Origin of the sequence: Roseibium sp. FZY0029, from assembly GCF_036350355.1 — a bacterium.
GTDB lineage: Bacteria > Pseudomonadota > Alphaproteobacteria > Rhizobiales > Stappiaceae > Roseibium.
This window is the reverse complement of record NZ_JAZDVZ010000008.1, coordinates 17,419-41,732: the sequence shown is the minus strand read 5'-3', so window position 1 is coordinate 41,732 and position 24,314 is coordinate 17,419. Positions and strand designations below refer to the sequence as shown.

General features: G+C 59.9%; 20 protein-coding genes. All 20 read right to left on the bottom strand.

The genetic code is table 11. The features are described from left to right. Positions 1 to 152 precede the first annotated feature (152 nt). Positions 153 to 3,416, bottom strand: a complete 3,264-nt coding sequence (locus tag V1T76_RS21450) for an adenylate/guanylate cyclase domain-containing protein (RefSeq protein ID WP_330562724.1) — start codon at positions 3,414 to 3,416, stop codon at positions 153 to 155. 298 nt (positions 3,417 to 3,714) lie between these two features. Further along, positions 3,715 to 5,070, bottom strand: a complete 1,356-nt coding sequence (locus V1T76_RS21445) for a PepSY-associated TM helix domain-containing protein (protein ID WP_330562723.1) — start codon at positions 5,068 to 5,070, stop codon at positions 3,715 to 3,717. A 284-nt stretch (positions 5,071 to 5,354) separates the two neighbouring features. After that, positions 5,355 to 5,747, bottom strand: coding sequence for a hypothetical protein (locus V1T76_RS21440; RefSeq protein ID WP_330562721.1), 393 nt, complete (start codon positions 5,745 to 5,747; stop codon positions 5,355 to 5,357). A gap of 249 nt (positions 5,748 to 5,996) precedes the next feature. Then, positions 5,997 to 6,731, bottom strand: a complete 735-nt coding sequence (locus V1T76_RS21435; protein WP_330562719.1) for a class II aldolase/adducin family protein — start codon at positions 6,729 to 6,731, stop codon at positions 5,997 to 5,999. 15 nt (positions 6,732 to 6,746) lie between these two features. After that, positions 6,747 to 8,180 (bottom strand): carnitine 3-dehydrogenase, encoded by a 1,434-nt coding sequence (locus tag V1T76_RS21430; RefSeq protein ID WP_330562718.1) that lies wholly within the window; start codon positions 8,178 to 8,180, stop codon positions 6,747 to 6,749. Then, positions 8,177 to 9,094, bottom strand: coding sequence for a 3-keto-5-aminohexanoate cleavage protein (locus V1T76_RS21425; RefSeq protein ID WP_330562717.1), 918 nt, complete (start codon positions 9,092 to 9,094; stop codon positions 8,177 to 8,179). Before V1T76_RS21425 ends, V1T76_RS21430 begins: the two co-directional genes overlap by 4 nt. 17 nt (positions 9,095 to 9,111) lie before the next feature. Further along, on the bottom strand, positions 9,112 to 9,897 hold the full coding sequence (locus tag V1T76_RS21420) for a carnitinyl-CoA dehydratase (protein ID WP_330562716.1): 786 nt from the start codon (positions 9,895 to 9,897) through the stop codon (positions 9,112 to 9,114). Beyond that, a complete protein-coding gene (locus V1T76_RS21415; RefSeq protein WP_330562715.1) occupies positions 9,894 to 11,945 on the bottom strand; it encodes an acetate--CoA ligase family protein in 2,052 nt (683 codons plus the stop codon). Before V1T76_RS21415 ends, V1T76_RS21420 begins: the two co-directional genes overlap by 4 nt. Before the next feature lie 3 nt (positions 11,946 to 11,948). Then, a complete protein-coding gene (locus V1T76_RS21410) occupies positions 11,949 to 13,109 on the bottom strand; it encodes an acyl-CoA dehydrogenase family protein (protein ID WP_330562714.1) in 1,161 nt (386 codons plus the stop codon). Between the two features lie 399 nt (positions 13,110 to 13,508). Continuing rightward, the gene (locus V1T76_RS21405; RefSeq protein WP_330562988.1) at positions 13,509 to 14,399 is read right to left on the bottom strand and encodes a LysR substrate-binding domain-containing protein; all 891 of its coding nucleotides are present in this window, start codon (positions 14,397 to 14,399) and stop codon (positions 13,509 to 13,511) included. Between the two features lie 131 nt (positions 14,400 to 14,530). Beyond that, the gene (locus V1T76_RS21400) at positions 14,531 to 15,205 is read right to left on the bottom strand and encodes a DUF1028 domain-containing protein (RefSeq protein ID WP_330562713.1); all 675 of its coding nucleotides are present in this window, start codon (positions 15,203 to 15,205) and stop codon (positions 14,531 to 14,533) included. 34 nt (positions 15,206 to 15,239) lie between these two features. Further along, positions 15,240 to 15,656, bottom strand: coding sequence for a RidA family protein (locus V1T76_RS21395; protein ID WP_330562711.1), 417 nt, complete (start codon positions 15,654 to 15,656; stop codon positions 15,240 to 15,242). 32 nt (positions 15,657 to 15,688) lie between these two features. After that, positions 15,689 to 16,939, bottom strand: a complete 1,251-nt coding sequence (locus V1T76_RS21390; RefSeq protein WP_330562710.1) for a flavin-containing monooxygenase — start codon at positions 16,937 to 16,939, stop codon at positions 15,689 to 15,691. Between the two features lie 47 nt (positions 16,940 to 16,986). Further along, positions 16,987 to 18,138, bottom strand: a complete 1,152-nt coding sequence (argE, locus tag V1T76_RS21385) for an acetylornithine deacetylase (protein WP_330562709.1) — start codon at positions 18,136 to 18,138, stop codon at positions 16,987 to 16,989. Between the two features lie 75 nt (positions 18,139 to 18,213). Beyond that, on the bottom strand, positions 18,214 to 19,578 hold the full coding sequence (locus V1T76_RS21380) for an aminotransferase class III-fold pyridoxal phosphate-dependent enzyme (RefSeq protein WP_330562708.1): 1,365 nt from the start codon (positions 19,576 to 19,578) through the stop codon (positions 18,214 to 18,216). Then, positions 19,575 to 20,351 (bottom strand): carbon-nitrogen hydrolase family protein, encoded by a 777-nt coding sequence (locus V1T76_RS21375; RefSeq protein WP_330562707.1) that lies wholly within the window; start codon positions 20,349 to 20,351, stop codon positions 19,575 to 19,577. Before V1T76_RS21375 ends, V1T76_RS21380 begins: the two co-directional genes overlap by 4 nt. Positions 20,352 to 20,371: 20 nt before the next feature. Beyond that, a complete protein-coding gene (locus V1T76_RS21370; RefSeq protein WP_330562706.1) occupies positions 20,372 to 21,400 on the bottom strand; it encodes an extracellular solute-binding protein in 1,029 nt (342 codons plus the stop codon). 41 nt (positions 21,401 to 21,441) lie between these two features. Then, positions 21,442 to 22,251: an ABC transporter permease gene (locus V1T76_RS21365; protein WP_330562704.1), complete on the bottom strand. Its 810-nt coding sequence runs from the start codon at positions 22,249 to 22,251 to the stop codon at positions 21,442 to 21,444. Continuing rightward, positions 22,251 to 23,174 (bottom strand): ABC transporter permease, encoded by a 924-nt coding sequence (locus V1T76_RS21360; RefSeq protein WP_330562703.1) that lies wholly within the window; start codon positions 23,172 to 23,174, stop codon positions 22,251 to 22,253. The genes V1T76_RS21365 and V1T76_RS21360 overlap by 1 nt, the downstream gene beginning before the upstream one ends. Further along, positions 23,174 to 24,247, bottom strand: coding sequence for an ABC transporter ATP-binding protein (locus V1T76_RS21355; protein WP_330562702.1), 1,074 nt, complete (start codon positions 24,245 to 24,247; stop codon positions 23,174 to 23,176). The genes V1T76_RS21360 and V1T76_RS21355 overlap by 1 nt, the downstream gene beginning before the upstream one ends. Positions 24,248 to 24,314: the final 67 nt, after the last annotated feature.

The window sequence follows — 24,314 nt, the reverse complement described above, 5'->3', positions numbered from 1 at the left end:
TGGGTGATGTGAACGTATTCACATCGAGCGCATTATTCGAAGTGTCAAAAGGCACCCTGAGTATGTGGTCCCGCTCGCACCGAGTACGCAAACGTGGGACCGGGTTCTCGTGCGAATGAAGTGGGGTTAAAAAAGGCAGGAAGGGTGCCGCATCAAACAGAAGGGCGCGCGAATAAGTCGTTGCGCGTGGAGGCTATTTTCTCCTGAAGCTCACCATGAGCACTCTCGATGCGATTGCCGAAAGACCGGGATTGTTGGCGCTTCGCGACGCCATCCGCCTGGCGCAGAATTGCTTCGGCAACCTCAGGCTCGCAGCCTTCGTGAAGCCGCAGTTGCGCTTCCACGCGGCCAACTTCCGGCTCGTTCCAGACCTCCCCGAACTGCTCCATCAGCATGCGGGCATTCTTGATGTGCGCGAGGCCTTCCCGCGCCTTGCCAAGGTCCAACCAGCGCCTTGCAATGAAAGTCTCGTATGTTGGCAGGTAAACCACTCCCATGTCGCGAAACTCTTCAAGCCGCTTGTCGACCAGCTGGATGGAATATTCCGACGGTTTCTGGCAGCAGATGCCCATCGCTTCGAGCAGCCGCCCGCAGGCCAGCCACATGTTGTAGTGATGCTCGAGCCCGACCTTTTGCAGCAGACGGCCATTCTTCACCAGAATGTCCTGCTGCTCCATCAGCACACCGCGCAACAGCGCCTCGTGGTAGGTCGCAAAGGCACGGCTGCCCGCCAGATCCAGTTTTGCGGAATGGGCAAGCGCCCTGTCCATGTTCTCTTCCGCGGCCTCGCCGTCACCAAGACACCAGCAAACCAGGGCGTTGTAGCCTGACGCGGCCACCAGTGCGTCCAGCCCTATCGAATAGGTGACAGATGCCTGATATTTCGGGTCATAAAAGCCAATTGAGGTCTCGAAGTTCTGTCTTGCAGAGGGGAACCGGCCACGGAGAAACTCATTGGCTGCCTTGGCGCGATGCGCCGTCATGCGCAGCAAATTCCCCTGGTCGTATGAGCAACGTGCAAACAGTTCATCGATGAGGGCATCCCCATCATCCCGGTGCCCCGTCACGAATACATAAACCCACTGATTGTAAAGCAGCGGCAGAATTGCATCCACGTCCTGCGCCTGATCGGCAAGCTGAATGGCGCGACGGGTTGTTTCCCCCACTTCCGGTGCCGCAAAGCCGCGCACGGACCGATAGGGCGCCACCAGTTCGATCAAGAGAAGGAACTCAAGCGCTTCGCGGCGCGATTTGCCTTCCACGTGCTCAAGAAGCTCCAAACCCTTCTTCAGGTGGGCAATCGCTTCCTCGCTGGCAGAGCGATAATTCGCAACCACCGCGGCTTCATGCCATCGTACGATCGCTTCCTCATAACGTTCAGCACGCGCGAGATGGAAAGCCATGTCCTCCGGCCGCAGCAAGCTGTCGAAATTCGGAAGTTCGGGCATCACCTCGGCAATACGGGCGTGAATGTCCCGCCGGTCGGCAGCCAGAAGGGTGCCGTAAGCCGCATCGCGAATAAGGGCATGGCGAAACGTGAATTGCCGGCTGGGCATGCCCCCGGAAGAGTGGATCAACTCGGCAGACTGAAGAACATCAAGCCCTTCCTTGAAGGCCGTCTCGCCAACATCTGCAACGCCGGCCAGGACATCAATGGAAAAGCTGCGTCCAATACACGAGGCAACCTGCGCCAGGCGCTTATGCTCACCGAGCCGGTCAAGACGCGCCAGTAAAATACTCTGGAGGTTGCTCGGAATATCGCCCATGTCGAGTTGCCGGCTCAGTTCGACGCCGTGCCCGGTGCGCAGCAGCAAATCCTTTTCCAGAATGACATTCGTCAGCTCTTCAACAAAAAGCGGTACGCCATCGGTACGCTCAAAGATCAGATCGATGATCGCTTTGGGGACGTCACGCCCGAGCAGTTCCTTGACGAAACCCGTTGTGTCATCCGCCGTCAGCCGCTCAAGGAAAAGTTTCGTTTCTTTTCCGGTAGGACCATTCAGGGCCTGCCAGCCATCCGGGCGGGAGGTCGTGATCATCAAGATGGAAGCCGGTGCGCTATCGGAAACAATGCTCTGCAAAAACTCGAGCGACGTCGGATCGCACCAGTGCATATCCTCGACAACAAGAACCAACGGCCGCACCGCTGCTTTTTCGACGAAGAACCGGCGCAGGATCTGGAACGCCTGCTTGCGCCACACAGCAGGATTCGCCATCGGCGCTGCCACCTTGCTGCTTGCCGAGCCGACAAGCCCACCCAGGACAACCAGTTGCTCGCTCGACAGATCAAGCTGCGAACCGACAAGCTTTCTGAGCTTTCTGGCCTTCTCCTCGTCCGTGGCGACAGGAGAGACGTCCGCCTGCTCCATGATCGCCTCAGCCAGGGGGAAAAAGGGTGTGTTTGCCTGTCCGGGAGCGCATTGAAGCTGGATCACTTCAAAGCCCTCGGATGCGATCGTATCGGTCAATTGCCAAACGAAGTGAGATTTGCCGATGCCCGGCTCTCCCCTCACAGAAACGACGTGACACGCCCCCGCCTGCACCTTGCGCCAAGCTTCGATTGCCAGGGCGGTTTCAATTCCACGCCCCAGAAATATGCCACTCCGGGAACGGCTTTTCGCTTCGAAACGGCTTCGCGCGAGCCGCGATGCAATGACCTGAAAGACGAGCTTCGGCTTTTCGAGGCCGGCAATCCTCTGTTCGCCAAGCGGTTCGACAACGAACAGATCCCCCACGAGTTTTCGCGTGACATCGTCGATCAGGAGACTGTCGGGCGCTGCCATCGCCTGCAATCGGGCTGCCAAATTGACGTTCGACCCGACAGCAAGTGCATCCTCCGGCCTGCTCTTGAGTTGCGACGGCAGCCCGACGACAACCGGACCGGTTGCAATGCCGATACGCATGTGCAGATCGGCAGCGCCATGGCCCTCCGCCTCCTGATTGTGCGCCAGCAAAGCCAGGGCAGCGTTGACGGCCCGTTCGGCGTCGTCTTCAAGGGCGGCGGGATAGCCGAAATATATGAGAGCTCCGTCGCCCAGATATTGAGCGATATGTCCGCCAAAGCGCGCCGTGATGGATTTGACGGCTTTCCAGTACTCGCGCAGCAACCGGCGGGTTTCTTCCGGGTCCAGATCGGCTGAGAGCCTCGTGTAACCGACGATATCACAGAACATTGCTGTCAATTGGCGCCGCTCTGCGCTGGGTCCGGACGGCTTTTTCGCCTCCTGGTGCTGCGTTTCCCGCAGGCCCTTGTCGATTTCCTTGAGCAGTTTCAGGCGTGCCCCGATGGACAATCCCATCTCGGCCAGATGCGCGTATTCCAGATGAGGCAAAACATCCATGTCGACGCCGTGCTTTTCCAGCAAAGCGCCGTAATCACCAAGCCCTCTTTCTTCCAACCAGCTCAACAATGGCACGCGGAATTGTCTCCGGTTTTTCAAATGGCATGGGCGTTACGAAATAAATATCTTCAATTGTAGGATCTATCGGCAACTTGTGAAAGGCAAAGCTTGAGCTTGCGCCGCGCCAGACAGTCCGACTGGCTATATGAATTGCCGTTGCGGAAGATACTCGGGCGGATTGGTGACGACGAAGCCTGAGAGGATGACGCTCTGACGGCCCCCTTACAGACGTCCTCTCATTCCGAATAGGCCTGGCGATCTTCTCCCGCCACAGAACAGGAAACGCCGGGACAGGCCCGGCGTTTCGGTTCGGTCAGGTTGCCTGGAGGCGCTGTCTCCTGGAAAGGTAGATTACGACCTCGACCACGGCGATAACCAGCATCGAAAGCCCCACCAAGGGAAAGAAGATGCCCGCTGCGATTGCCATCAGAAGCAGGGTTCTGGGGATTCGCCAGTCGACGGGGAGTTGCGGGGCGCCAATGCCGCCGACCGGACGACGCTTCCACCACATGACCGCTGCGGAGACACACAGCCCGATCATCGCAGCACAGGCCAGGAGCAGAACGATCTGGTTGGTCAGCCCCCAGGCCTGTCCCATGTGAATGCTGATGCCCCATTCCGCGGCCCAGCCGAGCGTACCCAGGTCGTTCAGACCGGCATCGTACAGCACTTGTCTGGTGTATTGATCCAGATGGATCACGCGCTCGCCGGTGATATCGTCGGGGTAGACCGAAGCGGTGAAAACGCCTTCAGGGCCATTCGGCATGGAGATGGCGTAGCCTGGAACGATGCCAAGGTCCTCGACGGTCGCAACCACGGCATCAAGTGCCTGGGGCACGCCTGCACTGGCCTCGGAAAGCGGCATCGGCTGCTTTTCCATGATCCAGGGTGCCCGGTCCACCGCATCGGCAACCGGGACGGTCGAGACCGGTTTGTTCGACCAGTAGCCATCCGGCATGCCGAGACCAAGCTGATAGGCGTAGTCGTAGAACTTGCCACCCCAGACGGACGACCAGGGCAGCCCTGTCATGGCCAGGAACACGATGAAGAGGCCGGTATAAAGCCCTGTAACCGCGTGGAGATCTCGCCACCAGGGCCGACCGCGCGTTGCCTTGATCGACACGGTGCCGACCTTGCGTCCGCGCGGCAGCCACAGGTAGATGCCGGTACCAACCAGGAGCACCATCCAGCCTGCCGTCGCCTCGATGATACGGTTTCCGAGCCAACCGACATATTCCAGTGAATGGAGTTTGCGCACCACATACATGGCCGGACTTCCGGCCGCGCCTCCGTCCCACAGGCTTCCGAGAACCGTGGCGTCATAGGGATTGACGTAAACAGTATCTTTCAACCCGTCTTCGCCGACGATCTTGACCTCCGCACTCCGGTTTGCGGCCGCGGGGGGGCCGTAGGCTTTCAGCGTTCCCGGGTGAACCACAAGGGCTGCGCCCGTGATTTGAGAGGGAGCGAGCATCTCTTGCTTGCTCGGGGTAACGAAACGGAGCTGTTTGTAGGCAACGTCGTTGATTTCGTCCTTGAAGAGATAAATCCCGCCTGTGACCGCAAGTATGATGACAAAGGGGAGGATCAGAAGACCTGCTACGAAGTGCCATCGCCAAACGGCGCGATAGAGTGCGGAATTTCCCCCGCGTTTGACCTGTTCTGACATGGATGTGCCCAGAGTTCGCGCCGCGCTCGTCTTCCTTGGACGTCGCCGGACGCATGAATGGAAAGGCGGGAAGTTGCGCGATGCCGCGTCATCTCCGCCTTGAGGATCTTGAGAATTGCCTGGAGTACCGCGCCTCGGCCCTGACAGGCCCCGCAAGCTTTGGAAGCTGGGAAGAGGCTCGGTTGGGGGCAAGGTTTCGGGGTCTCAGCCGCTGCCCGCGCACACGCATCGCCTCCGCTCAACCGAGCGGGGCTGGCGTTTTTGGACGGGCAAAAGGAGGTCGGCTACGCCAGCTTGGACGGTGGCGCGCGAGGCTGGTTCGGCCTGAAGGCTTGAAGGCGATGGACGGACCTGTCGCGGACAGCAACATGGATGCGCCCGATATGCCGCAAGACGACCGTAATCGGTGCGGGGACCGTCGGAAGCGCCAGTCCCATCTTGGCAAGGGACTGTACGGCACAATTGGGGACCGAGTTGTCAGGATCGTTCTTGCCGGTGGCAAGGGTGGTGCAGATGGACCACGAGGTCGTTATCTGGACACCGGCGTCGGCGAGGCCCCGGAGAGCGCCGGCGGCCATGTGCAAGGGCGCCAGCAGACACAGCAGCCAGATGGCCAGTGCTGCCAACGGCAGACCGACCTCACGTATTTTGCTGCTGTTTGCGCTGACTCTGGCCAAGTGAATCTCCTCGCATCCTTATGAAGGATTCTGGATCGTTGGCAATCCCTGATACGGCCTTTTCAGGTCTGGTGGACCGAACCAGGACGCAAGTCAGCTTGGAACGAAGAACGCCTTTATGTTTTGAACGTCTTCATTCCTGGTTTCGAGGCAGGCAAGTCAGGCGACGAAAGAAGGCACGCGAAGGCGACACAGCAACCGCACATGCGGCTTTATCGCCTCCGCAGATCAAACCACGGTCGCGCTGTTTCAGGCGCGGTAGTCGGTGCCCATTCCCTCTATGGAGCGCAGGTGGGCGGCCCATTCCAGCGCCAGATCGCCGTCTTCCTCGTTCATCTGGACATATTGTTGATGAACACGGGAGGCGATCTCATCGTCCACGAAGCGGAGCGTCTGGCCACTGGACGTGGCAGCCACCTGGATCTCGCAGGACCGCTCCAGATAGAACATATTGTTGAACATCTCGGCAGCGCTGCGGCCCGTTGCGATCAGACCGTGGTTGCGCAGGACCAGAACCGGGTGATTGCCGAAATCCTTCACGATGCGCTCGCGCTCCTCAAGGTCCAGCGCGATGCCCTCGAAATCGTGGTAGGCGATCCGGTTGTGGAACTGCAGGGAGATCTGGTTCAGCGGCAACAACCCCTCTTCCATGCAGGACACGGCCACCCCGGCGCGTGTGTGGGTGTGCATGATCCAGGCGGCATCGTGGCGGTTCATGTGAACGGCTGAATGAATGGTGAAGCCCGCCGGATTGACCCTGTGCGGACTGCCGTCCACCTTGTTGCCGTCCACGTCGATCTTCACCAGCGACGAGGCGGTGATTTCTTCCCAGCGCCAGCCATAAGGATTTATCAGAAAATGACCGTCTTCCCCGGGCACACGCGCGGTGATGTGGGTGTAGATCAGATCCGTCAACCTGTGGAGCGCCGCTAGGCGGTAACAGGCAGCAAGCTCTTCACGGGTTTGTCTTTCTTCAGGCGACATCGTCTTCTCCAATTTTCAGCCCCGGTCCCCCACGGCCCCACCGGCCCCTTCGGCGGGTCGTGCGGCATGATCCGCGGCGAGCTTTTCCAGAACTTCGGCAACATGAGCTTCCGGAGCACAGGCCCGGCGCGTGGTGAGATCTGTGTGCAACAGCAAGGTTTCCAGAGTAGCGCACAGGCGGCCATCCTGCTTCAGCACCCTGTGGAACAGCTTCATCTTCTTGCCACTGCCGTCGAGCACCTGCGTCGTCACGGTCAACGGTTCGCCGCGATGCACCTCATCGAGATAGCGAATGCGGGTGTCGACCGTAAAGTAGCTCTTTCCGGAGGCAATATAGGCTTCATCCGCTCCGACAAGCTGCATCAATCCATCGGTTGCCCAGGTGCCCAGTTCCAGATAGGCAGCTTCGTTCATATGGCCGTTGTAGTCCGTCCATGTTACAGGCACGACCCGGCGGAGGGTAATCGGAAGACCGTCGATCTCACCGCCCGTCTCCAGATGTGCTTCATGGCGGGTTATGACACCGCCAGCCCCGCTGCCGGTGCGTCGCAGGCCTCGCAGAATGGCCACGAGATTGTCATCGCGCAGGGTTTCCAGCTCAGCGATCGTCATGTGTCCGGACTGGGCGTCAGACTGATCGCCTATGGCCTTGATCAGCGCGGCGTCGAGCTCGGGCACATCTGTCAGCTTCGACCAGGGCCACTGCAGCGTCGGGCCGAATTGCTCGATGTAGCTTTCCATGCCCGCTTCACCACCGGCAATCCTGTAGGTCTCGAACAGACCCATCTGCGCCCATCTGAGGCCAAACCCCATGCGGATCGCGTCATCGATTTCCGCCGTTGTAGCGATACCGTCTTTCAACATCCAGAGCGCTTCGCGCCAGACGGATTCCTGAAAGCGATTGCCGATGAAGGCGTCGATCTCGGTCTTCATCTCGAGCGGATGCATACCGATAGAGGTGACGACCGGAATTGCTTTCCGGCGCAAAGCCGGGTCACCGGAGATTTCCACCAGCGGCAGGAGGTAGACCGGATTGAAAGGATGCACCACGACGACGGGAGCACCCTTGGCGGCCAGATCCGACGCCTTGAAGCCGGAGGTCGAAGAGGCAATGAAGCCGCCTTCGGGCAGATGCGCCGCGATCTCCCCATAAACCTTGTGTTTCAGCTCCAGCCGCTCCGAGACGCTTTCCTGCACCCAGTCAGCACCTTCAACCGCCTCGGCGATGCTGGAACAGAACGTCAGTGTCCCTTCAGCCGGAAGCGGGCGATCATAAAGCGCGGGCAGCGAGGCTCTGGCGCGATCCAGCACCGCCCCGATCCGGCGTTCCGCTTCCGGAGCCGGATCGAAGACCGCGACGTCCCACCCGTTCAGGAGGAACCGCCCGGCCCAACCGCCGCCGATGACACCACCACCGATGACGGCAACGCGTTTGCGGCTCTCGCTCATGCGGAGGCCGGCGCGCGCTTGACGAGACCCAACTGGTCGCGCACCTCCTGCGGGCCCATCAGGTTCGCCCCCATGGTGGACAGCAGGTTGGCCGCCTTTTCGACGAGTTGGGCGTTGGTCGCCATCACGCCGCGTTCAAGATAGAGATTGTCCTCCAGGCCGACACGCACATTGCCACCCGCAAGGGCGGCGGCAGCCACATAGGGCATCTGGTCCCGGCCAAGGCTGAAGGCCGACCAGGCCCAACCGGCGGGCACATTATTGACCATAGCCATGAAGGTGTTCAGATCGTTCGGCGCCCCCCAGGGGATCCCCATGCAAAGCTGCACCAGGGCAGGATCTTCCAGAACGCCTTCCTTCACCAACTGGGTCGCGAACCAGAGATGACCGGTATCGAAGGCCTCGATTTCCGGTTTCACACCCAGTTGCGTCATCATGGTGCCCATGGCGCGCAGCATGTTGGTGGTGTTCATCATGACATAATCGCCATCGCCGAAATTCATCGAGCCGCAATCCAGTGTGCAGATCTCGGGCAGGCATTCGCGTACATGGGCCATGCGCTCGGTGGCGCCGGCCATGTCGGTGTTGGCGTCATCCAGGGCCATGGGTGTTTCCGGTTCGCCGAGCGTCAGGTCCCCCCCGATCCCGGCGGTCAGGTTCAGCACGACATCGACCTCGGAAGAACGAATGCGGTCCGTCACCTCCCGGAAATAGCCGAGATCGCGGCACGGCGCCCCGGTCTCCGGGTCGCGGACATGACAGTGAACGATCGCGGCCCCTGCCTTGGCCGCATCAATGGCGGCATCGGCAATTTCCTGCGGCGAGCGCGGCACGAGGCGGCTCTTGTCCTGGGTGGCACCTGCCCCGGTTATGGCAGCGGTGATAAAGACGTTTCGGTTCATCTGAAGTGGCATGGGTCCCTCTTTTCGTCTTACCGGCCCTTCCAGACCGGGTCGCGTTTTTCGGCAAAGGCGCGAGCGCCTTCCTGCTGGTCTTCAGAACGGTAAAGCCGCTCTACGGTTTCAAACTGGCTGCGGGTGATCCGGTTGAGCGCATCCTGGAACTTCATGTCCTCGGCCTCGCGGACAACTTCCTTGATGGCGGCAAACACAAGCGGCGGGCCACTGGCCAGCTCGTCTGCCATCTTGCGCGCTTCGCTCATCAGGTCGGCGGAAGGAATGATCCTGTTGACGAGGCCCCAGCGATTGGCCTCCTCCGCATCGAACCAGCGCCCGGTGAACAGCAATTCCATGGCGATGTGATACGGAATGCGCTTGGGCAGCTTGATCGTTGCCGCATCCGCCACCGTGCCGGACCGGATCTCCGGCAGGGCGAAAGTGGCGTGTTCGGCCGCCAGGATGATGTCGGCAGATATCGCCAGCTCCAGCCCGCCTCCGCAGGCGATGCCATTGACGGCGGCAATCACCGGCTTGTTCAGGCCGCGCAGTTCCTGCAAACCGCCGAAACCGCCTTTGCCGTAATCGGCATCGGCCGCTTCACCGTCAGCTGCGGCTTTCAGGTCCCAGCCGGGGCAGAAGAACTTTTCACCCTGACCGGTGATGATGGCCACCCGCAGTTCGGGGTCGTCCCGGAACCGGGTGAAGATTTCGCCCAGTTCCTGGCTTGTGGCCATGTCGATGGCATTGGCCTTGGGGCGGTTCAGGGTGACTTCCAGCACCGCTCCGCGGCGCTCTGTCAGTACGTTTTCAAAAGTCATGCTCGTTCATCCATTCTGATGAGCGCATCTGCTGCAACGGCACCGGAGGCGCGGCAGATCAGCGGGTTAATTTCGACCTCGTGCAGGGCATCCGCATGCGTGCGCACCAGGTCCTGCAGGGCCATGACCGTATCCAGAACGGCGTCCAGATCGACCGCCGGCCGGCCGCGATAGCCGTTCAACAAGGCACTGGTCCTCAGACCCGAGAGCGCCTCGCGCACCTCGTCCCGGGAGGATGGCACCAGAACCGAAACCGTGTCGCGGATCAGTTCGGTCAATATGCCCCCAAGTCCCAGGGTCAGCACAAAACCATGAGCCGGATCGCGGGTCACCCCGACAATCAATTCGGCCAGGGAACCCGTGATCATCTCTTCGACCAGAAAACGCTCCGCAGGCATCGCGGCGGCAGCCTCAGCCACGGCTTCAGCGCTGGAAAGGTTCAGGACAACGGCACCTGCTTCAGTCTTGTGAGCGATGCCCTCGCCTTTCAGCACAACGGGAAAGCCGATCTGCGCTGCACATTCTCCAGCTTCTTGAGCCCCGCCGGAACGGGTGGACCGCGGCACACGAACCCCGAAGCCATAGAGAAGCTCCTTGGCTTCAGCCTCGGAGAAAACACGGGGCGCCCCCTGCCCGGCCTTCGGCTGGATCACCGGCACGGGACGGGTGCTCGTGGTCCTGGCAAGCCCGACCTGAGCAGCCGCCCGAATGGCTTTGAGTGCGTCTCCCATGCCGCAGAGAGGCGTGATGCCAAGCCCGATGGCCCGCCAGGCGATGGGTTCAGGCAAGCCTTCGGACAGCAGCGAGATCAAGGCCATGGGTGTGCCGGTGACTTCACGGGTGCGGGCAACTGCCCGCAGCACCTGATCGTAGTCCGGCGCCTCGAAGCGATCATCTCGCGGATAATCCAGAACCACGCACCCAAGGCCTATGTCGTCCGTGCATAGGGCTATGAACGTTGCTGCCAACGCTTCCTCGTCACCCCAAATATAGGTGTTGTAGTCCAGCGGGTTCGCCAGAGCGACCTTGGGGCCGAGCGCCGCTCTGAGGCCGGACCTCTGGGCTTCTTTCAGGGCGGGAAAGGAAACGCCGGCGATTTCTCCCATATCCGCCATCAGGGACGCTTCCCCGCCGGAACAGGAGGCAGACACAATCCGGTTGGACCTCAGCCCTCCGGTGACGTGCAAGAGCTTCAGCGTCTCGATCAGTTCCGTTGGTGTATCCACCTGGGCAATGCCCAGCCGCTTGAGAAGCGCCACTGCGCCGGCATTGCTGCCGGTCAGAGACGCCGTGTGTGAGACCGCTGCAGCCTGCGCCTGTTGGGAAGATCCCACGCGCAGGGCAACGATTGGCTTTCGCAGCTCCGCCGCCCGGACGGCAAGTGCCTCGAAAGCCGCAAGGTCGCTGATACCCTCGATATGAAGCCCCAGCGCGGTGATGCGCGGATCTTCCAGCAGCGCGCTTCCAAGGTGACCGATCGACAATTGCGCCTGATTGCCTGCCGCCAGCACTGCGGCAAGAGGCAGGCCGCGGCGCTGCATGGTCAGATTGATCAGGACGTTCGAGGATTGGCCGATCACGGCCACGCCGGTCTCCACCCGATCAAGCCCATGACGGTCGGGCCACAGGGACACGCCGTCAAGGGCATTGACCATGCCATAGCAATTCGGGCCGAGCACAAGCATGTCGCCCGCGGCGTCGACAAGACGGGCCTGCAACTCGCCGCCGTCGGACAACTCGGATACAGCTTCGCTGAAGCCTGCCGCAAAACAGACTGCGCCGCCACAGCCAAGGGCGGAGAGTTCTGCGGCCACGTGGACTGTCAGTTCCCGGTTGACCCCGATAAAGGCGGCATCCGGGACACCGGGAAGCGAAGCCAGATCCGGATAGGCCGGCAGGCCCCCGACAGCGGGCTTTTTCGGGTGCACTGGCCAGATCTCTCCGGCGAAACCGGTCGCACGGCACTGCCGCACGACGCTCTCACACCAGGTTCCGCCACCGATCACGACGATGGCTTTGGGAGAAAAGAAACGGCGGAAACTCGCCATAAATCAGGCCCCCAGCGGCCGGAAAAGTTCCCGGCTGATGATGTGGCGCTGGATTTCCGATGTGCCATCCCAAATGCGTTCGACACGGGCATCGCGCCAGAACCGTTCGATGGGCAGCTCGTCCATGAGCCCCATGCCCCCGTGAATCTGCAGGGCAGCATCGGTTACGCGCGCCAGCATCTCCGACGCATAGACCTTGGCGGACGCGATCTCGCGGTTGGCAGGCAGCCCCTGGTCGAGACGCCATGCGGCCGAGAGCGTGAGAAGGTCGGCGGCATCGATTTCGGTAATCATGTCGGCAATTTGGAAGCTGACCCCCTGGAACTTGCCGATGGGCTGTCCGAACTGCTGACGCTCTGCCGCGTAGTTGAGGGCATGGTCGAAGACCCGGCGTGCACGGCCCACGGAATTTGTCGCGACGGTGATACGCGTGGCATAGAGCCATTCGTTCATCACGTCGAAGCCGCCATCGACTTCTCCCAACACCTGCGCGTCCGACAGGCGGCAGTTGTTGAAGTAGAGGATGGAATTCTTGTAGCCGCGGTGCGAAACGGAATTGTAGCCCTTCGCGATCTCGAAACCCGGCGTCCCTCGATCAACGAGGAAACAAGTGATCCGCTTTTTCGGACCGCGCGGTGTTTCATCGACACCAGTCGCGACGAAGACGATGACGAAATCCGCATGTTCCGCTCCGGAAATGAAGTGCTTCGAGCCGTTGACGACCCAGTCGCCGCCATCGCGCACCGCCATGCATTTCATGCCACGCACGTCCGATCCCGCATCCGGTTCGGTCATGGCAAGCGCATCCATCTTTTCCCCGCGCACCGCCGGCATCAGATAGCGCTCGACCTGATCGCCCTTGCAGGCCATCAGGATGTTCTGCGGCCGGCCAAAGAAGTGGGTGAGTGCCATGGAGCCACGGCCCAGTTCTCGCTCAACCAGCGCAAACTCAAGATGGCTCAGGCCAGGGCCGCCGACACTTTCAGGAAAGTTCGACGCGTAGAAGCCCAGGTCGATGACCTTCTGCTTGATTTCCTGAGCGATCTCAGCCGGCACTTCACCGGTGCGCTCTACTTCGGCTTCGTGCGGATAAATCTCTTTTTCCACGAAACTGCGAACGGTGGAGACGATCATCTCCTGTTCTTCGGTCAGACCAAAATGCATCGGGCACCCTTTTTGGTTCAGTCTTGAATTTATTGGCGAGCGTGACAGCACAGGGGCCGCACGGCCGGTTCAAAAGCAGGTCAACCGGCCCAGCGCACCCGGCGCATCAACACCTCGAGCGGAAACCCTGTGTTTTGGCAGGTCAGTGAGATCGGCAAACTGCGAATTGCCCTGAAGGCCCCTGCAGCGGCGAAACCTCGCCTTCGGCAATATCAAGGAAATTTTCGTCAGACTCAGTGAACGGGCCGAAGGTCTTACCGACCGAACGTGCTGCAATCTTCGCTGTGCTGGCCACAACCGCTACGCCTTTCCAATCGTGTAACTCCTGGCACGAGGTTAGAAAGGAGATGAGGTCGACCGCAAATGAAACTTATTGGGCGCGCCGACAAACAAAATTTGTCATGCTTCGCTTTTTGGGTGAAAGCGGCTTATTTCCAGTCGGGTTTTCAACCACTTGTGAAACTCGACCACAATCGGGTTTTCGAAATTCTCTTCCGGCGTACAAATGAAATAACCCGTATCCGTGTGCAGAGACTGGGCAAACGGACGCATGAGCCTGCCTTCCTGCAGCTCCTTGTGCCACAGAACCGTGTCGCCGATCGCGATCCCCTCGCCCGCAAGAATGGCTGTGAGGACGATATTCATGTCCGAGTAGCAAATGCCGCGATGTGCATCTTTCGCCGGCAGGCCGGACAGTTGCATCCAGTCTTCCCAGTCGCTGTAATCGAGCATGTGCAGCAGGGTCGCGTTCTTCAAGATGCTGAGGTCGTTGAAGGTCTTGAACCGGCTCAGATATGCCGGACTGCAAAGCGGCGTGAAGTCGACCGACATCATCGGCTCAACAACCACATTGGCACGGGCCTCTTTGCCGAAGGTAATAAATGTGTCGACGTCCGGGTTGGCTGTGCTGGCAAGGTTCTGAGAGCTGACGACATTCACCAGAACCTCCGGGTTCTGCGCCAGAAAGTCCCCCATGTGCAGACACAGCCAGGCGGCGACGAAGCCCGGTGGCGCGCTGATGGTCAATCGCCCCGTCAAGCCGTGTTCCGAAACACGAGCCGTCGAGGAGGCAATCATGCTGAGAGCGCGGCGCACCTCCTCGGCATAGGCGATGGCGCGCGGCGTGATTTCGGTCTGGTTGCCATTGCGCACAATGATCTTGAAGCCCAGATCGCGCTCCAGAAGGCGGAGCTGATGACTGATCGCACTGCGGGTGACATTCAACTCCGCAGCGGCACGCCACAGCGCACCATTGCGCGCGACGCTCTCAATCGCCCTGAGGGCCTGGATCGACGGATAACGGTTGATAGCGCCCTCACAGACAGAACGGGTTACCCCCGCTGAGTATCGCAGCGCGGTTGGACGATCAAGACGGTCTCCCTACCGACGGTGCTTGTGCGTTTGCCCGAATACGCCTGTTTTTACTCGTCACCTGGCACGCCGTAACTGGGTGCAGCCGTCGGATCGAGCGCGCGTGTCACATAGTCCTCCAGTTGCGGCTTGTAGAGGCGCCAGAGGTTTCCGAGGGCCTGAATGGGATCGTCTTCGATCCAGTCAACGCGCAAGTCGGCAATCGGCCAGCTCACGTCACGCACCATGTAAAGACCCGCGGAATGGACCGGTCCCGCCTCACCACCGGCCCTTGATCCCGCTTCCATGGCCGCGATCAGCCGATCCCCCAGATCGCCCCGCGCAGCCTCGAAGCCTTCGACCATTGCGGCCGGAACGCCCGTATTCGCAAGCAGGTTTCCGGCAGCGACGCAGTCCCGCCCGGCGGCAGTTGCATGGACCCCGAGAGTTTCCCGCCCGGAATGAAATGCGGCTTTTCCGGTTCTGTCGAGAATGACCACCTGTCGCCAGTCGGCAGTGGGGTAATCCTTGAGCAGCGCAGCAAGGGCCGCGTCAGCATCAAGACCCTGTTCAAGCAGATCCAGTCCACGGCTTCCAAGAGATGGATCGGTAATATTCTGGCTCGCCACGACGCCGACCTTGGCGCGCGCATGGGCGCAGCGCGCCGCGACCGCCGGTGAAGACGAAGAAATGGCGATGCCCATTGTCCCCGTTTCGGGGCAGCGGGCGGCGATGGAAAAGGTCATGGCGCGTACTCAATCGAATCGGCAGGAGGCAGGATCAGGCATCTGGAATAACGGCGGTGGCGTCGATTTCGACCAGCCATTCCGGGCGGGCGAGAGCTGAAACCACGATGCCGGTGGAGACCGGATAGACACCTTTCAGCCACTTGCCGACGATGCGGTAGACATCCTCCCGGTAGCGTGGGTCGATGAGGTAGATCGTGATCTTGGTGATGTGATCGAGCTCTGATCCCGCCTCCTCGAGAAGCATCTTGATGTTGGCCATCGCCTGTTCTGTCTGGGCTTTCACGTCACCCACGCCAACATTCTTGGAGGTGTCGAGGTCCTGACCGATCTGTCCACGGACGAACACCATCGTGCCTCTGGCCACAACGACCTGACACAGGTCGTTGTCCAGGTTCTGTTCCGGGTACGTGTCCTTGGTATTGAATTTGCGGATACGGGTGTGGGCCATTGCGGGCTCCATGTTCGAAGGAATGAAGAAAGCTATTGGGCTGCAGGTTCGAAGAGCCTGTAGTTTCGCTGTTTGACAATATGATCGGTCAGGTATTTGGCGTCATACCAGACACCCCAGATGAAGGACGAGCCGCGCCGCGTCTGCCATGGCAGGCCGAGGAAATAGACGCCCGGCACAGAGGATACGCCGCGCTGATGGATCGGCGCACCGGTTTCATCGAAGGCATTCACCTCCAACCAGCTGTAGTCCCGGACAAACCCCGTTGCCCAGATAACGGTGCTGATGCCTGCCTCTTTCAGATTCAGGTCTAGAAGAGGGTTCGCCACGCACTCCGGATCCGGACCAATGATTTTGGCTTCCGGCTCAGGTGGCAAATCGAGACCATAGGCCTCGACATAGGCATCGGCCTCGTCCAGCAGCGACAGGTAGTTTTCGTCACCTGCGTTGATGTTTTCAGCAAGATCGTCGGAAAAGGCCAGTACGCCATTTTCGCAGGATCTGGTCATGCCAAGCAGCGTCATGCCGCGATCCGCGAGCTTGCGGAAATCGATCGTGTGTCCACCGTTGGCGCCGGAAACGGCGATGGTGACATGCTCGGAGCCCGGAACGAACTCGGCGTCCCATTTGTTCAGCACACCCAGCCACCAGCAGAAATCCCGGCCGCGATAGGAACGCGGAGGCCGATTGTGGGACCCGACAGAAAGATAAGTCTTGCGGCCGGAATTCATCAGTTCTTCCGCTATCTGCACGCCGGAGGACCCCGCTCCGATAACGAGCACCGCGCCGTCGTCCAACTGCTCGGGATTACGGTAGGCCGTCGAATGGATCTGCGTGAGCCCGGGAATCTCGGGGATCAGTTTGGGGAAGACCGGAACCTGGAAAGCACCGGTTGCCGCGATAATCGTATCCGCCTCCAGGATGCCTTCGGACGTTTCCGCGCGGAAGCCGTGCCGGCGCTCAAGCGGCGTTACTCTTGTGACTTCAACACCGGTTCTGACGGGGGCATTGATCTTCCGGGCGTAGGCCTCGAAATAGTCTGCCACGGCCTCTTTATGGACAAAAGCATCCGGGGCATCATCGAAGGTCAGACCCGGAAAGCGGTCGTGCCAGGCAGGGCCGTTGGCGACCAGAGAATCCCAACGTTCGGATCGCCAGCGTTCGGCTATCCGATTTTTCTCCAGCACGAGATGAGACAGTCCCGCAAGGCCGAGGTGCTCACTCATCGCGATGCCGGCCTGTCCACCCCCTACCACCAGTGCATCCACCTTTTCGATCGCCATCTTGGTCAGGTCCTCTCCGGATTATCGTGTCATGCGGTTATTGCCGGTCATTCGATATGGGTCTCGACGAGCCGCGCCAGCATCTGCCGGCAGCGCTCCATCTGGTCGCGAGCAATGAATTCATCGGCCTTGTGCCCCTGATCCATGGACCCTGGTCCGCAAACGACAACGGGCACGCCCAAATGCTGATGGAACAGTCCGCCTTCCGTGCCGAAAGCGACCTTCAGCGGTGCGTTGCTTCCTGATAGGGCGCGCGCCCTGGAGACCTGCGGACTGTCGGGTCTTGTCTCCAGCCCCGGATAGGTGTTCAGAACGTCTAAGCGGATACGTGCCCCCGGGAATCGCTCTTTCAGGCGTTGTTCCTGATGTTTGGCCTTTTCTAGCAATTGCTCCAGGAAGCCCTGCGCATCTTCTTCTGCAATATTGCGAATTTCAAAGTCGAGCACACAGCTATCCGGCACGATGTTCAAAGCCGTGCCTCCCTTCAGAATGCCCGCATGCAAGGTGGTGTAAGGAATGTCGAAGGCTTGGTCCCGCGCCCCTTTTTCCTGGGTCTCTTCCTGAAGGGCGCGGATTTCCGACAGAAAGTCCGCAGCCATGTGAAGCGCGTTCAGTCCGGTGGGCGCCAGGGCCGAATGAACCGTGTGACCGCAGCAGGTCGCGCGCGCCGCAAGCTTGCCTTTGTGGCCGGTGGCGACCCTCATGGAGGTCGGCTCGCCGATCAATACCCAGTCCGGTTTCAGCCCGGCTTTTGTCAGATCCTCCAGCATGGGCCTTACGCCGATGCAGCCGATTTCCTCGTCATAGGAAAGCGCAAGATGAAGCGGGGTGTGGAGCGGTTTGCGGACCGCACCAAGAACGGCCTCGATGGCACATGCGACAAAGCCCTTCATGTCGGCAGTGCCGCGGCCAAAGAGCAGGCCGTCCCGCTCCCGCAGGCAAAAGGCATCACTGGTCCAGCTTTGGCCATCCACGGGAACGACGTCAGTGTGTCCCGAAAGCACGACCCCGCCCGGCCCCTCCGGGCCGACGCTGGCAAACAGGTTGGCACGATCACCGCTTTCGGACGGCAGAAGCCGGGATCTGATCCCCGCCTGACTCAGTAGCTCCTGCACCCATCTGATCAGGTCGATATTTCCATCCCGGCTCACGGTCGGAAAGGCGATGAGTTTTTCCAGAAAATCGTAGGCGTTGGACATGAGTTGAAACTTGCAAACAATCCCACTTTGAACGGTGCGGGGCACGTTTGTTCAAGGCGCCCCGGCTCGAAGGTGTCACAAGTTTCGACTGACGTCTGCGATACTCTCACGCAAGATGTCGCCAATCTGGCCGATTTGTGCCTCGGTGAGGATCAGCGTTGGCGAGAGGATCAGAATATTGCCGAGCGGACGGGCAATCAGGCCCCGTTTCTGGGCGGCCCGAGCGAGTTTCAAACCGATGGCGTCCTCGGGAGCGAAACTTTCCCGGGTCTCCTTGTCCCTGACGAACTCAACACCCATCATGAAGTGACTGCCCCGCACCTCGCCGACGATGTCGAGATCCGCGAGACCCCGCAGGGTGTTCTCGAACAACTTGCCGGTGACGCGTGCCTTTTCGGGTATCTGTTCCCTTTCCATCAGCGCGATATTGGCAAGACCCGCGGCGGCGGCCGCCGGATGACCGGAATACGTCATGCCATGCAGGAACATTCCGCCCGGACGGGAAATGACCTCGTGGATTTCGTCGGACACAATGGTGGCTGACAACGGCTGATAGCCTGACGTCAGCCCCTTTGCCGTGTTGATGATGTCCGGCGTGTGACCGAAGACGTCCTGCGAGGCGAAGAAATGGCCCAGGCGGCCAAAGGCGGTTACCACCTCGTCCGCAATATACTTGATGTCATTGTCCGCGCAGACCTTCGCCATGCGCGCATGATAGCCCTCAGGCGGCACAACGACGCCACCAGCGCCCTGGATAGGCTCGGCAACAAAGGCAGCAATGTTTTCCGCACCCAGACGCTCGATGGTGTCCTTCAGGTCCTCGACAAGCGCATCGCAGAATTCGGCTTCGGTCATACCGTTGCCTTCACGCCAGTAATGCGGGCTTTTGAGGTGGTGAACGAGGCCCTCTACGTGATCCCATCCCTCGGAATAGGCCGGCGTCGTCATTGCAATCGCAAGATGGGTCGAGCCGTGATAGGCCCCGATACGGCTCAGGATCTTTTTCTTTTTCGGGCGCCCCAGCCGGTTGTTGTAATGGTGCAGGATGCGCACAGCGCTGTCATTTGCGACAGAGCCCGAGTTGCCGAAATAGACTTTGTTGAGCTGGCCGGGTGCCAACTCGGCGAGTTTTTCCGCCAGGGCTGCGGCCGTCGGATGGGTGAAGTTGTAGAACGTTGAATAAAAGTCCAGTTCATTCAACTGCTTCGTAATCGCGTCGATGATTTCCTGTCGTCCGTGACCGACGTTGGAACACCACAGCCCGCCGATTCCATCGATCAGCTCATTGCCTTCGCTGTCACGCACCATGGCGCCTTCAGCACCGACGATCACCGTGCGGGCACCGTCCTGTTTGAGCAGGTTCAAGTCGGCAAAGGACTGAATCAGGTGGGTGTCGGCGGTCAAAACCGCATCTGTGCTGATATCCGTTTTAATATTCATTGGAAATTTCCCTCCCGATAATCCTGGTCTTGCCGGGACAGAAGGTCCCGCGGGATGTCTGAAACTGGCGCGAGGTCCGCGACCAGAAGAGTTTCACCGACCCCAGCGCTCGCCAGAACCCGCGCATCGGGGCCGGCAATCAAGGAGTGGCCGCCAAAGGTGATGTCACCATCGGCACCGAAGAAGTTGGCATAGACGATGGTCAGCCCGGCTTCGGCCGCACGCGCCGGCACGAAAGTGTGGGACACATGCTCGAAACGCTCCGGATTGGCGGTCGGCACCAGCACCAGGGATACCCCCTGCTCCGCAAGTCGCCGGCAATGTTGCGGAAACTCGACATCGTAGCAGATGAGGAGTGCTGTCTTGCGGCCGCAGAACTCGAACACCGTGTACTGTGTCCCGAAGTTGAAGCTGGCTTTTTCCATCTCGCCGAAAAGCTGGATCTTGCGATAGTGACCAAGCTGTTCGCCGCCGGTGCCGAAGGCGGTGGCGGCGTTATAGACGGCTTCATCGCTACGTTCGCTCCAACCGACCGTCAGACCGCACCCGGCTTTTTGAGCCAGTTTCGACAGTCGTTGGCACCATTCCCCGCCCAGAGGCTGGGCGAGGGATTTGTGCAGGTCCGGGCGATTGTACCCGGGCAGAAAAAGCTCGGGAAAGACGACCATACTGGCGCCTGCCATGGCGGCTGCCGTCAGCTGGGTTTCGAGCCGGTTGAACCCCGCCTCGATGTCCCCGCAGGTGGCAGGTCCCTGATAAAGCGCCAGTTTCATGGTCTTCCGATACCTTGTTTCTACTTTTTCAGGTTGGTCCAGATGGCGTCATAGAGAACCTGAACGTCTTGCGGACAGGCCTCGACGAAGACACCCTTCTGGTCTGCCGGCGGATTGGATTCAGGCGAGTTGGCCACTTCCGGCTTGAGGAATTCGCCAACACCCTTCACGCCTGCGGTGTACTGCGCGTAGTTAGTGACAGCGGCGGCGTTTTCCGGCTCCAGCAGGAAGTTCATGAACTTCAATGCGTTTTCACGGTTGGGGGCGTCCTTTAGAAGCACGACGTTGTCCATCCAAACGATCATGCCTTCCTTGGGGAAGCCATATTCGATGTTGGCCCCTTCCGAGCGCGCCTTGGCGGAAAAACCCGACCAGATCATGCCGGCTGCGGCATCGCCGGAAACCAGAACATCCTTGGCAACGTCAGACCCGAACGAGGCCCAGTCGGCCTTGGCTTTCTGGACCAGGGCGTTGAGTTCCTTGAGCTGCTCCCTGTCGGACGTGCACTGGGGAATGCCGAGGTAGAGTGATGCCAGGGTCAGCGTTTCGCCGGCCGTATCCAGCACATTGATCTTGCCTTTCAACTCTTCCGGTGCGTCAAAGATCAGGGAAAGACTGTCAAGTTCGCCCTTGTAGAGATCCTTGTTCACCGAGAACGAGGTTGACCCCCACTGATAGGGAATTGAACTCTTGCGGCCCGGATCGAATTCGACGTCCACCCATCTGTCTTCGATGTTGCCGAAATTGGGCAGTTCGGACGCCTCGAAGGTGTCCAGCATGCCTTCGTCCCGCATGATCTTGACCATGTAGTCGCCGGGCACGGCCACGTCATAGCTTCCCAGCTTTCCCGCCTTCAGCGAGGCGAGCAAGGCCTCGTTGCTGTCGAACGTGTCCATGGTGACTTCGACGTCATATTCCTTGGCAAACTTGTCGAGCAGCTCCTGCGGGATGTACTCGAACCAGTGGTAGATCGAGAGTTTGCCTTCGGCGTGGGCTCCGGCGGTCAGGGCCAACAGGGCCACGGCAGTTGATGCGAGTAGTTTCCTCATGAAATTCTCCACTCTGTCTGGTTGGTTGCTGAGTCAGCTTTTTATGTTTTTTCTTGCCCCATCCGGCCGACCAGCCAGGACAGGGAAACGAAGACCACCGATACGACGAGCATGAGGGTGGAAATGGCCATTATGTTTGGTTTGATGCCCTGTTTGACCGACCCGAAAATGGCCGTCGGCAGGGTCTCGATACCGGCACCCTTGACGAAGTTCGTGATCAGGAAGTCGTCGAGGGAGATGATGAAGGCGAGCAGGAAGCCGGAGAGAATGCCCGGCGTCATCAAGGGAAGCAGCACAAGTTTGAACGCTTCGCGCGGCGTGGCGTAAAGGTCCATCGCGGCTTGCTCGTACATGTCCGGGATCGATTGCATGCGCGCCGAAATGGGCAGGTAGGCAAAAGGAATGCAGAAGACGGTGTGCGCGATCAGGATGGTCGTCAGGCCTGTGGTGAAGCCGATTGCGGAGAAAAACACCAGGCTCGCCACGGCGGTGACCACTTCCGGCACCATCAGGGGAAGATTGATCAGCGCGAAGGACAGGGTCTTGCCGCGAAAACCGCCGGCACGGGTCATGGCGACGGCCGCAAGGGTGGCAACGATGGTTGCTATGACCGAGGCGCAAACCGCGATGATCAGGGAGTTGAGTGCGGCCTGCTGGAATTTCGGTGCTTCCGGCCCGGTGAAGACATCCAGATACCAGGTCAGGGAGAGACCGCCCCAATTGGTGATCGAGGTCGACGCATTGAAAGAATAGACAGCGACGACAATCAGAGGCGCGTAGAGCACGAAAAGACAGGCGATCGTGACCGTGAGAAATCCGGGAAAGCGGCGCAGGTTTGTCGAGCCAGCCATCAGCGCACCTCCGCCTTGTTCTGATTGCGGGCGTAGACCAGCAGAACGCACATCACGATCGTCAGGAGGATCATGGAGGCGGCGGCCCCGAAGGGCCAGTTTCCGGCATTGCCCTTGAACTGTTCCTCGATCAGCGACCCGATCATGAAGGTTTTGGCACCGCCCAGAAGATCCGGCGCCAGAAAGGCCCCAAGAGAGGGAACAAAAACCAGGATGCAGCCTGCGATGATGCCTGGCCTGACGACCGGCAGGATCACCAGCCAGAGGATGGTCCAGGTGCCCGCATAAAGATCCGCAGCAGCCTCGGAGAGAGAAAAGTCATAGCGCTCCACGGCCGCATAGATCGGAAGCACCATGAAGGGAAGATAGGAATAGAAGAGGCCGAGCTGCACGGCAAAGTTCGTATTGATAAGGCCGAGCGGTTCATCAATCACGTGCAGCGCCAGCAGGAATTCGTTCAGGGGACCGGTGTCGCGGATCAGGAACTTCATCGACACCGTCCGGATCAAAAGGTTGACCCAATAGGGAATGGTGACGAGAAACAGCCAGATCGAACGGGACTCGGGATTTCTCGTGGCAATGAACCAGGCCGTCGGAAAACCGATCAAAAGGCAGGTGACCGTGGCAAGGCCTGCCTGCCAGATGGATCGCCAGAAGATCCCGATATAGGTCCATTCCAGCGTGGGTGGTTCATCGCCGAAGAGGCCGCGATCGAAAAAGAACTGATCATAGGCATCGAGCGAGAATTCCCAGATCACGCCACCCCGAAACTCCTTCGTCAGGAAGGAATAGACAGCCATCATCACAACAGGGGCAAGCAGGAAGATGCCAATGATGATCCAGGAGGGTGCCAGCAGTTTCCAGCCGCTGCCCCGGTAGATGTGGGACGCACCGCCTGCGCCGACAGGCGCTCCGGCCGCCATCAGTCTGCCAGCAGACGCGCGGCGTCTGCTTCCAGATTGAGACCGATAACGTCCCCGGCTTTCGGCAGGAGCGTGCTTTCCGTGTTCTGCAGACGGATACTCATGACCTCGCCGTCGACAAGCTTCACGTGCAGCTGATTGTCAGTGCCAAGATAGGTGTGCCCCGTGACCGTCGCGATTAGGTCCCCGGCCGACTCGGCACAAATGGATATGCGCTCCGGGCGCACGGACAAGTGCCCCGGACCGCGTGCGTCTACGGCCGCTGCAGGGCATTCGAAGCTCCGGTTTCCAGGCAACAGGACCTTGGCCATGCCGTTATTGACGGACTCGACCGTGACATCCAGCAGGTTGGTCTCGCCGATGAAGTCCGCGACGAACCGATTGACCGGGGCTTCGTAGATTTCCCTGGGCGGGCCCACTTGCTGCACGTGACCTGAGGACATGACCGCAATCCTGTCCGACATGGTCAGTGCTTCTTCCTGGTCGTGGGTGACGAAGATGAAGGCAATGCCGGTTTCACGCTGAATGGCCTTGAGCTCCATGCGCACGGCCTGCCGCAGTTTCAGATCGAGAGCGGAGAGCGGCTCATCCAGAAGCAGGACTTCCGGCCGAGGGGCAAGGGCCCGGGCAAGCGCAACGCGCTGCTGCTGGCCGCCGGAAAGCTGACCGGGTTTACGGGCGGCAAAATCGGACAGTTGAACCAGCTCCAGCACATCGCGCACACGGCGCTCCGCCTCCTGCCGGTTCCAGCCCTTGCGCAACAGGCCGAACATGACATTTTCGGTGACGCTCATATGCGGGAACAGAGCATATTGCTGGAATACGGTGTTGACCGGACGCTTGAAAGGAGGCTGGTCCACCAGATCCTTTCCTTTCAGCCGGATGTGGCCTTCCGTAACGTCTTCAAATCCGGCTATCGCCCGCAGCAAGGTTGTCTTGCCACAGCCTGACGGCCCCAGAAGAGTGAAGAATTCGTTTTCCCGGATATCCAGTGAAACACCGTGAAGGGCGGTCACGCTTCCGTAGCGTTTGACGACTCGATCGACAGAGACTGCAATCCCGGGACTAGTCATACGCACCTCTTGGTGATACCCCTCAATTTACAAATTGGAGCGTAAAAACTTAAAATGAGGGGGTATA

Excerpts from the sequence above, each read along its gene's own strand:
- V1T76_RS21445 (WP_330562723.1), bottom strand. The coding sequence starts at position 5,070 with ATGTCAGAACAGGTCAAACGCGGGGGAAATTCCGCACTCTATCGCGCC.
- V1T76_RS21435 (WP_330562719.1), bottom strand. The coding sequence starts at position 6,731 with ATGTCGCCTGAAGAAAGACAAACCCGTGAAGAGCTTGCTGCCTGTTAC.
- V1T76_RS21430 (WP_330562718.1), bottom strand. The coding sequence starts at position 8,180 with ATGAGCGAGAGCCGCAAACGCGTTGCCGTCATCGGTGGTGGTGTCATC.
- V1T76_RS21425 (WP_330562717.1), bottom strand. The coding sequence starts at position 9,094 with ATGCCACTTCAGATGAACCGAAACGTCTTTATCACCGCTGCCATAACC.
- V1T76_RS21420 (WP_330562716.1), bottom strand. The coding sequence starts at position 9,897 with ATGACTTTTGAAAACGTACTGACAGAGCGCCGCGGAGCGGTGCTGGAA.
- V1T76_RS21415 (WP_330562715.1), bottom strand. The coding sequence starts at position 11,945 with ATGGCGAGTTTCCGCCGTTTCTTTTCTCCCAAAGCCATCGTCGTGATC.
- V1T76_RS21410 (WP_330562714.1), bottom strand. The coding sequence starts at position 13,109 with ATGCATTTTGGTCTGACCGAAGAACAGGAGATGATCGTCTCCACCGTT.
- V1T76_RS21400 (WP_330562713.1), bottom strand. The coding sequence starts at position 15,205 with ATGACCTTTTCCATCGCCGCCCGCTGCCCCGAAACGGGGACAATGGGC.
- V1T76_RS21395 (WP_330562711.1), bottom strand. The coding sequence starts at position 15,656 with ATGGCCCACACCCGTATCCGCAAATTCAATACCAAGGACACGTACCCG.
- V1T76_RS21390 (WP_330562710.1), bottom strand. The coding sequence starts at position 16,939 with ATGGCGATCGAAAAGGTGGATGCACTGGTGGTAGGGGGTGGACAGGCC.
- argE (WP_330562709.1), bottom strand. The coding sequence starts at position 18,138 with ATGTCCAACGCCTACGATTTTCTGGAAAAACTCATCGCCTTTCCGACC.
- V1T76_RS21380 (WP_330562708.1), bottom strand. The coding sequence starts at position 19,578 with ATGAATATTAAAACGGATATCAGCACAGATGCGGTTTTGACCGCCGAC.
- V1T76_RS21375 (WP_330562707.1), bottom strand. The coding sequence starts at position 20,351 with ATGAAACTGGCGCTTTATCAGGGACCTGCCACCTGCGGGGACATCGAG.
- V1T76_RS21370 (WP_330562706.1), bottom strand. The coding sequence starts at position 21,400 with ATGAGGAAACTACTCGCATCAACTGCCGTGGCCCTGTTGGCCCTGACC.
- V1T76_RS21365 (WP_330562704.1), bottom strand. The coding sequence starts at position 22,251 with ATGGCTGGCTCGACAAACCTGCGCCGCTTTCCCGGATTTCTCACGGTC.
- V1T76_RS21360 (WP_330562703.1), bottom strand. The coding sequence starts at position 23,174 with ATGGCGGCCGGAGCGCCTGTCGGCGCAGGCGGTGCGTCCCACATCTAC.
- V1T76_RS21355 (WP_330562702.1), bottom strand. The coding sequence starts at position 24,247 with ATGACTAGTCCCGGGATTGCAGTCTCTGTCGATCGAGTCGTCAAACGC.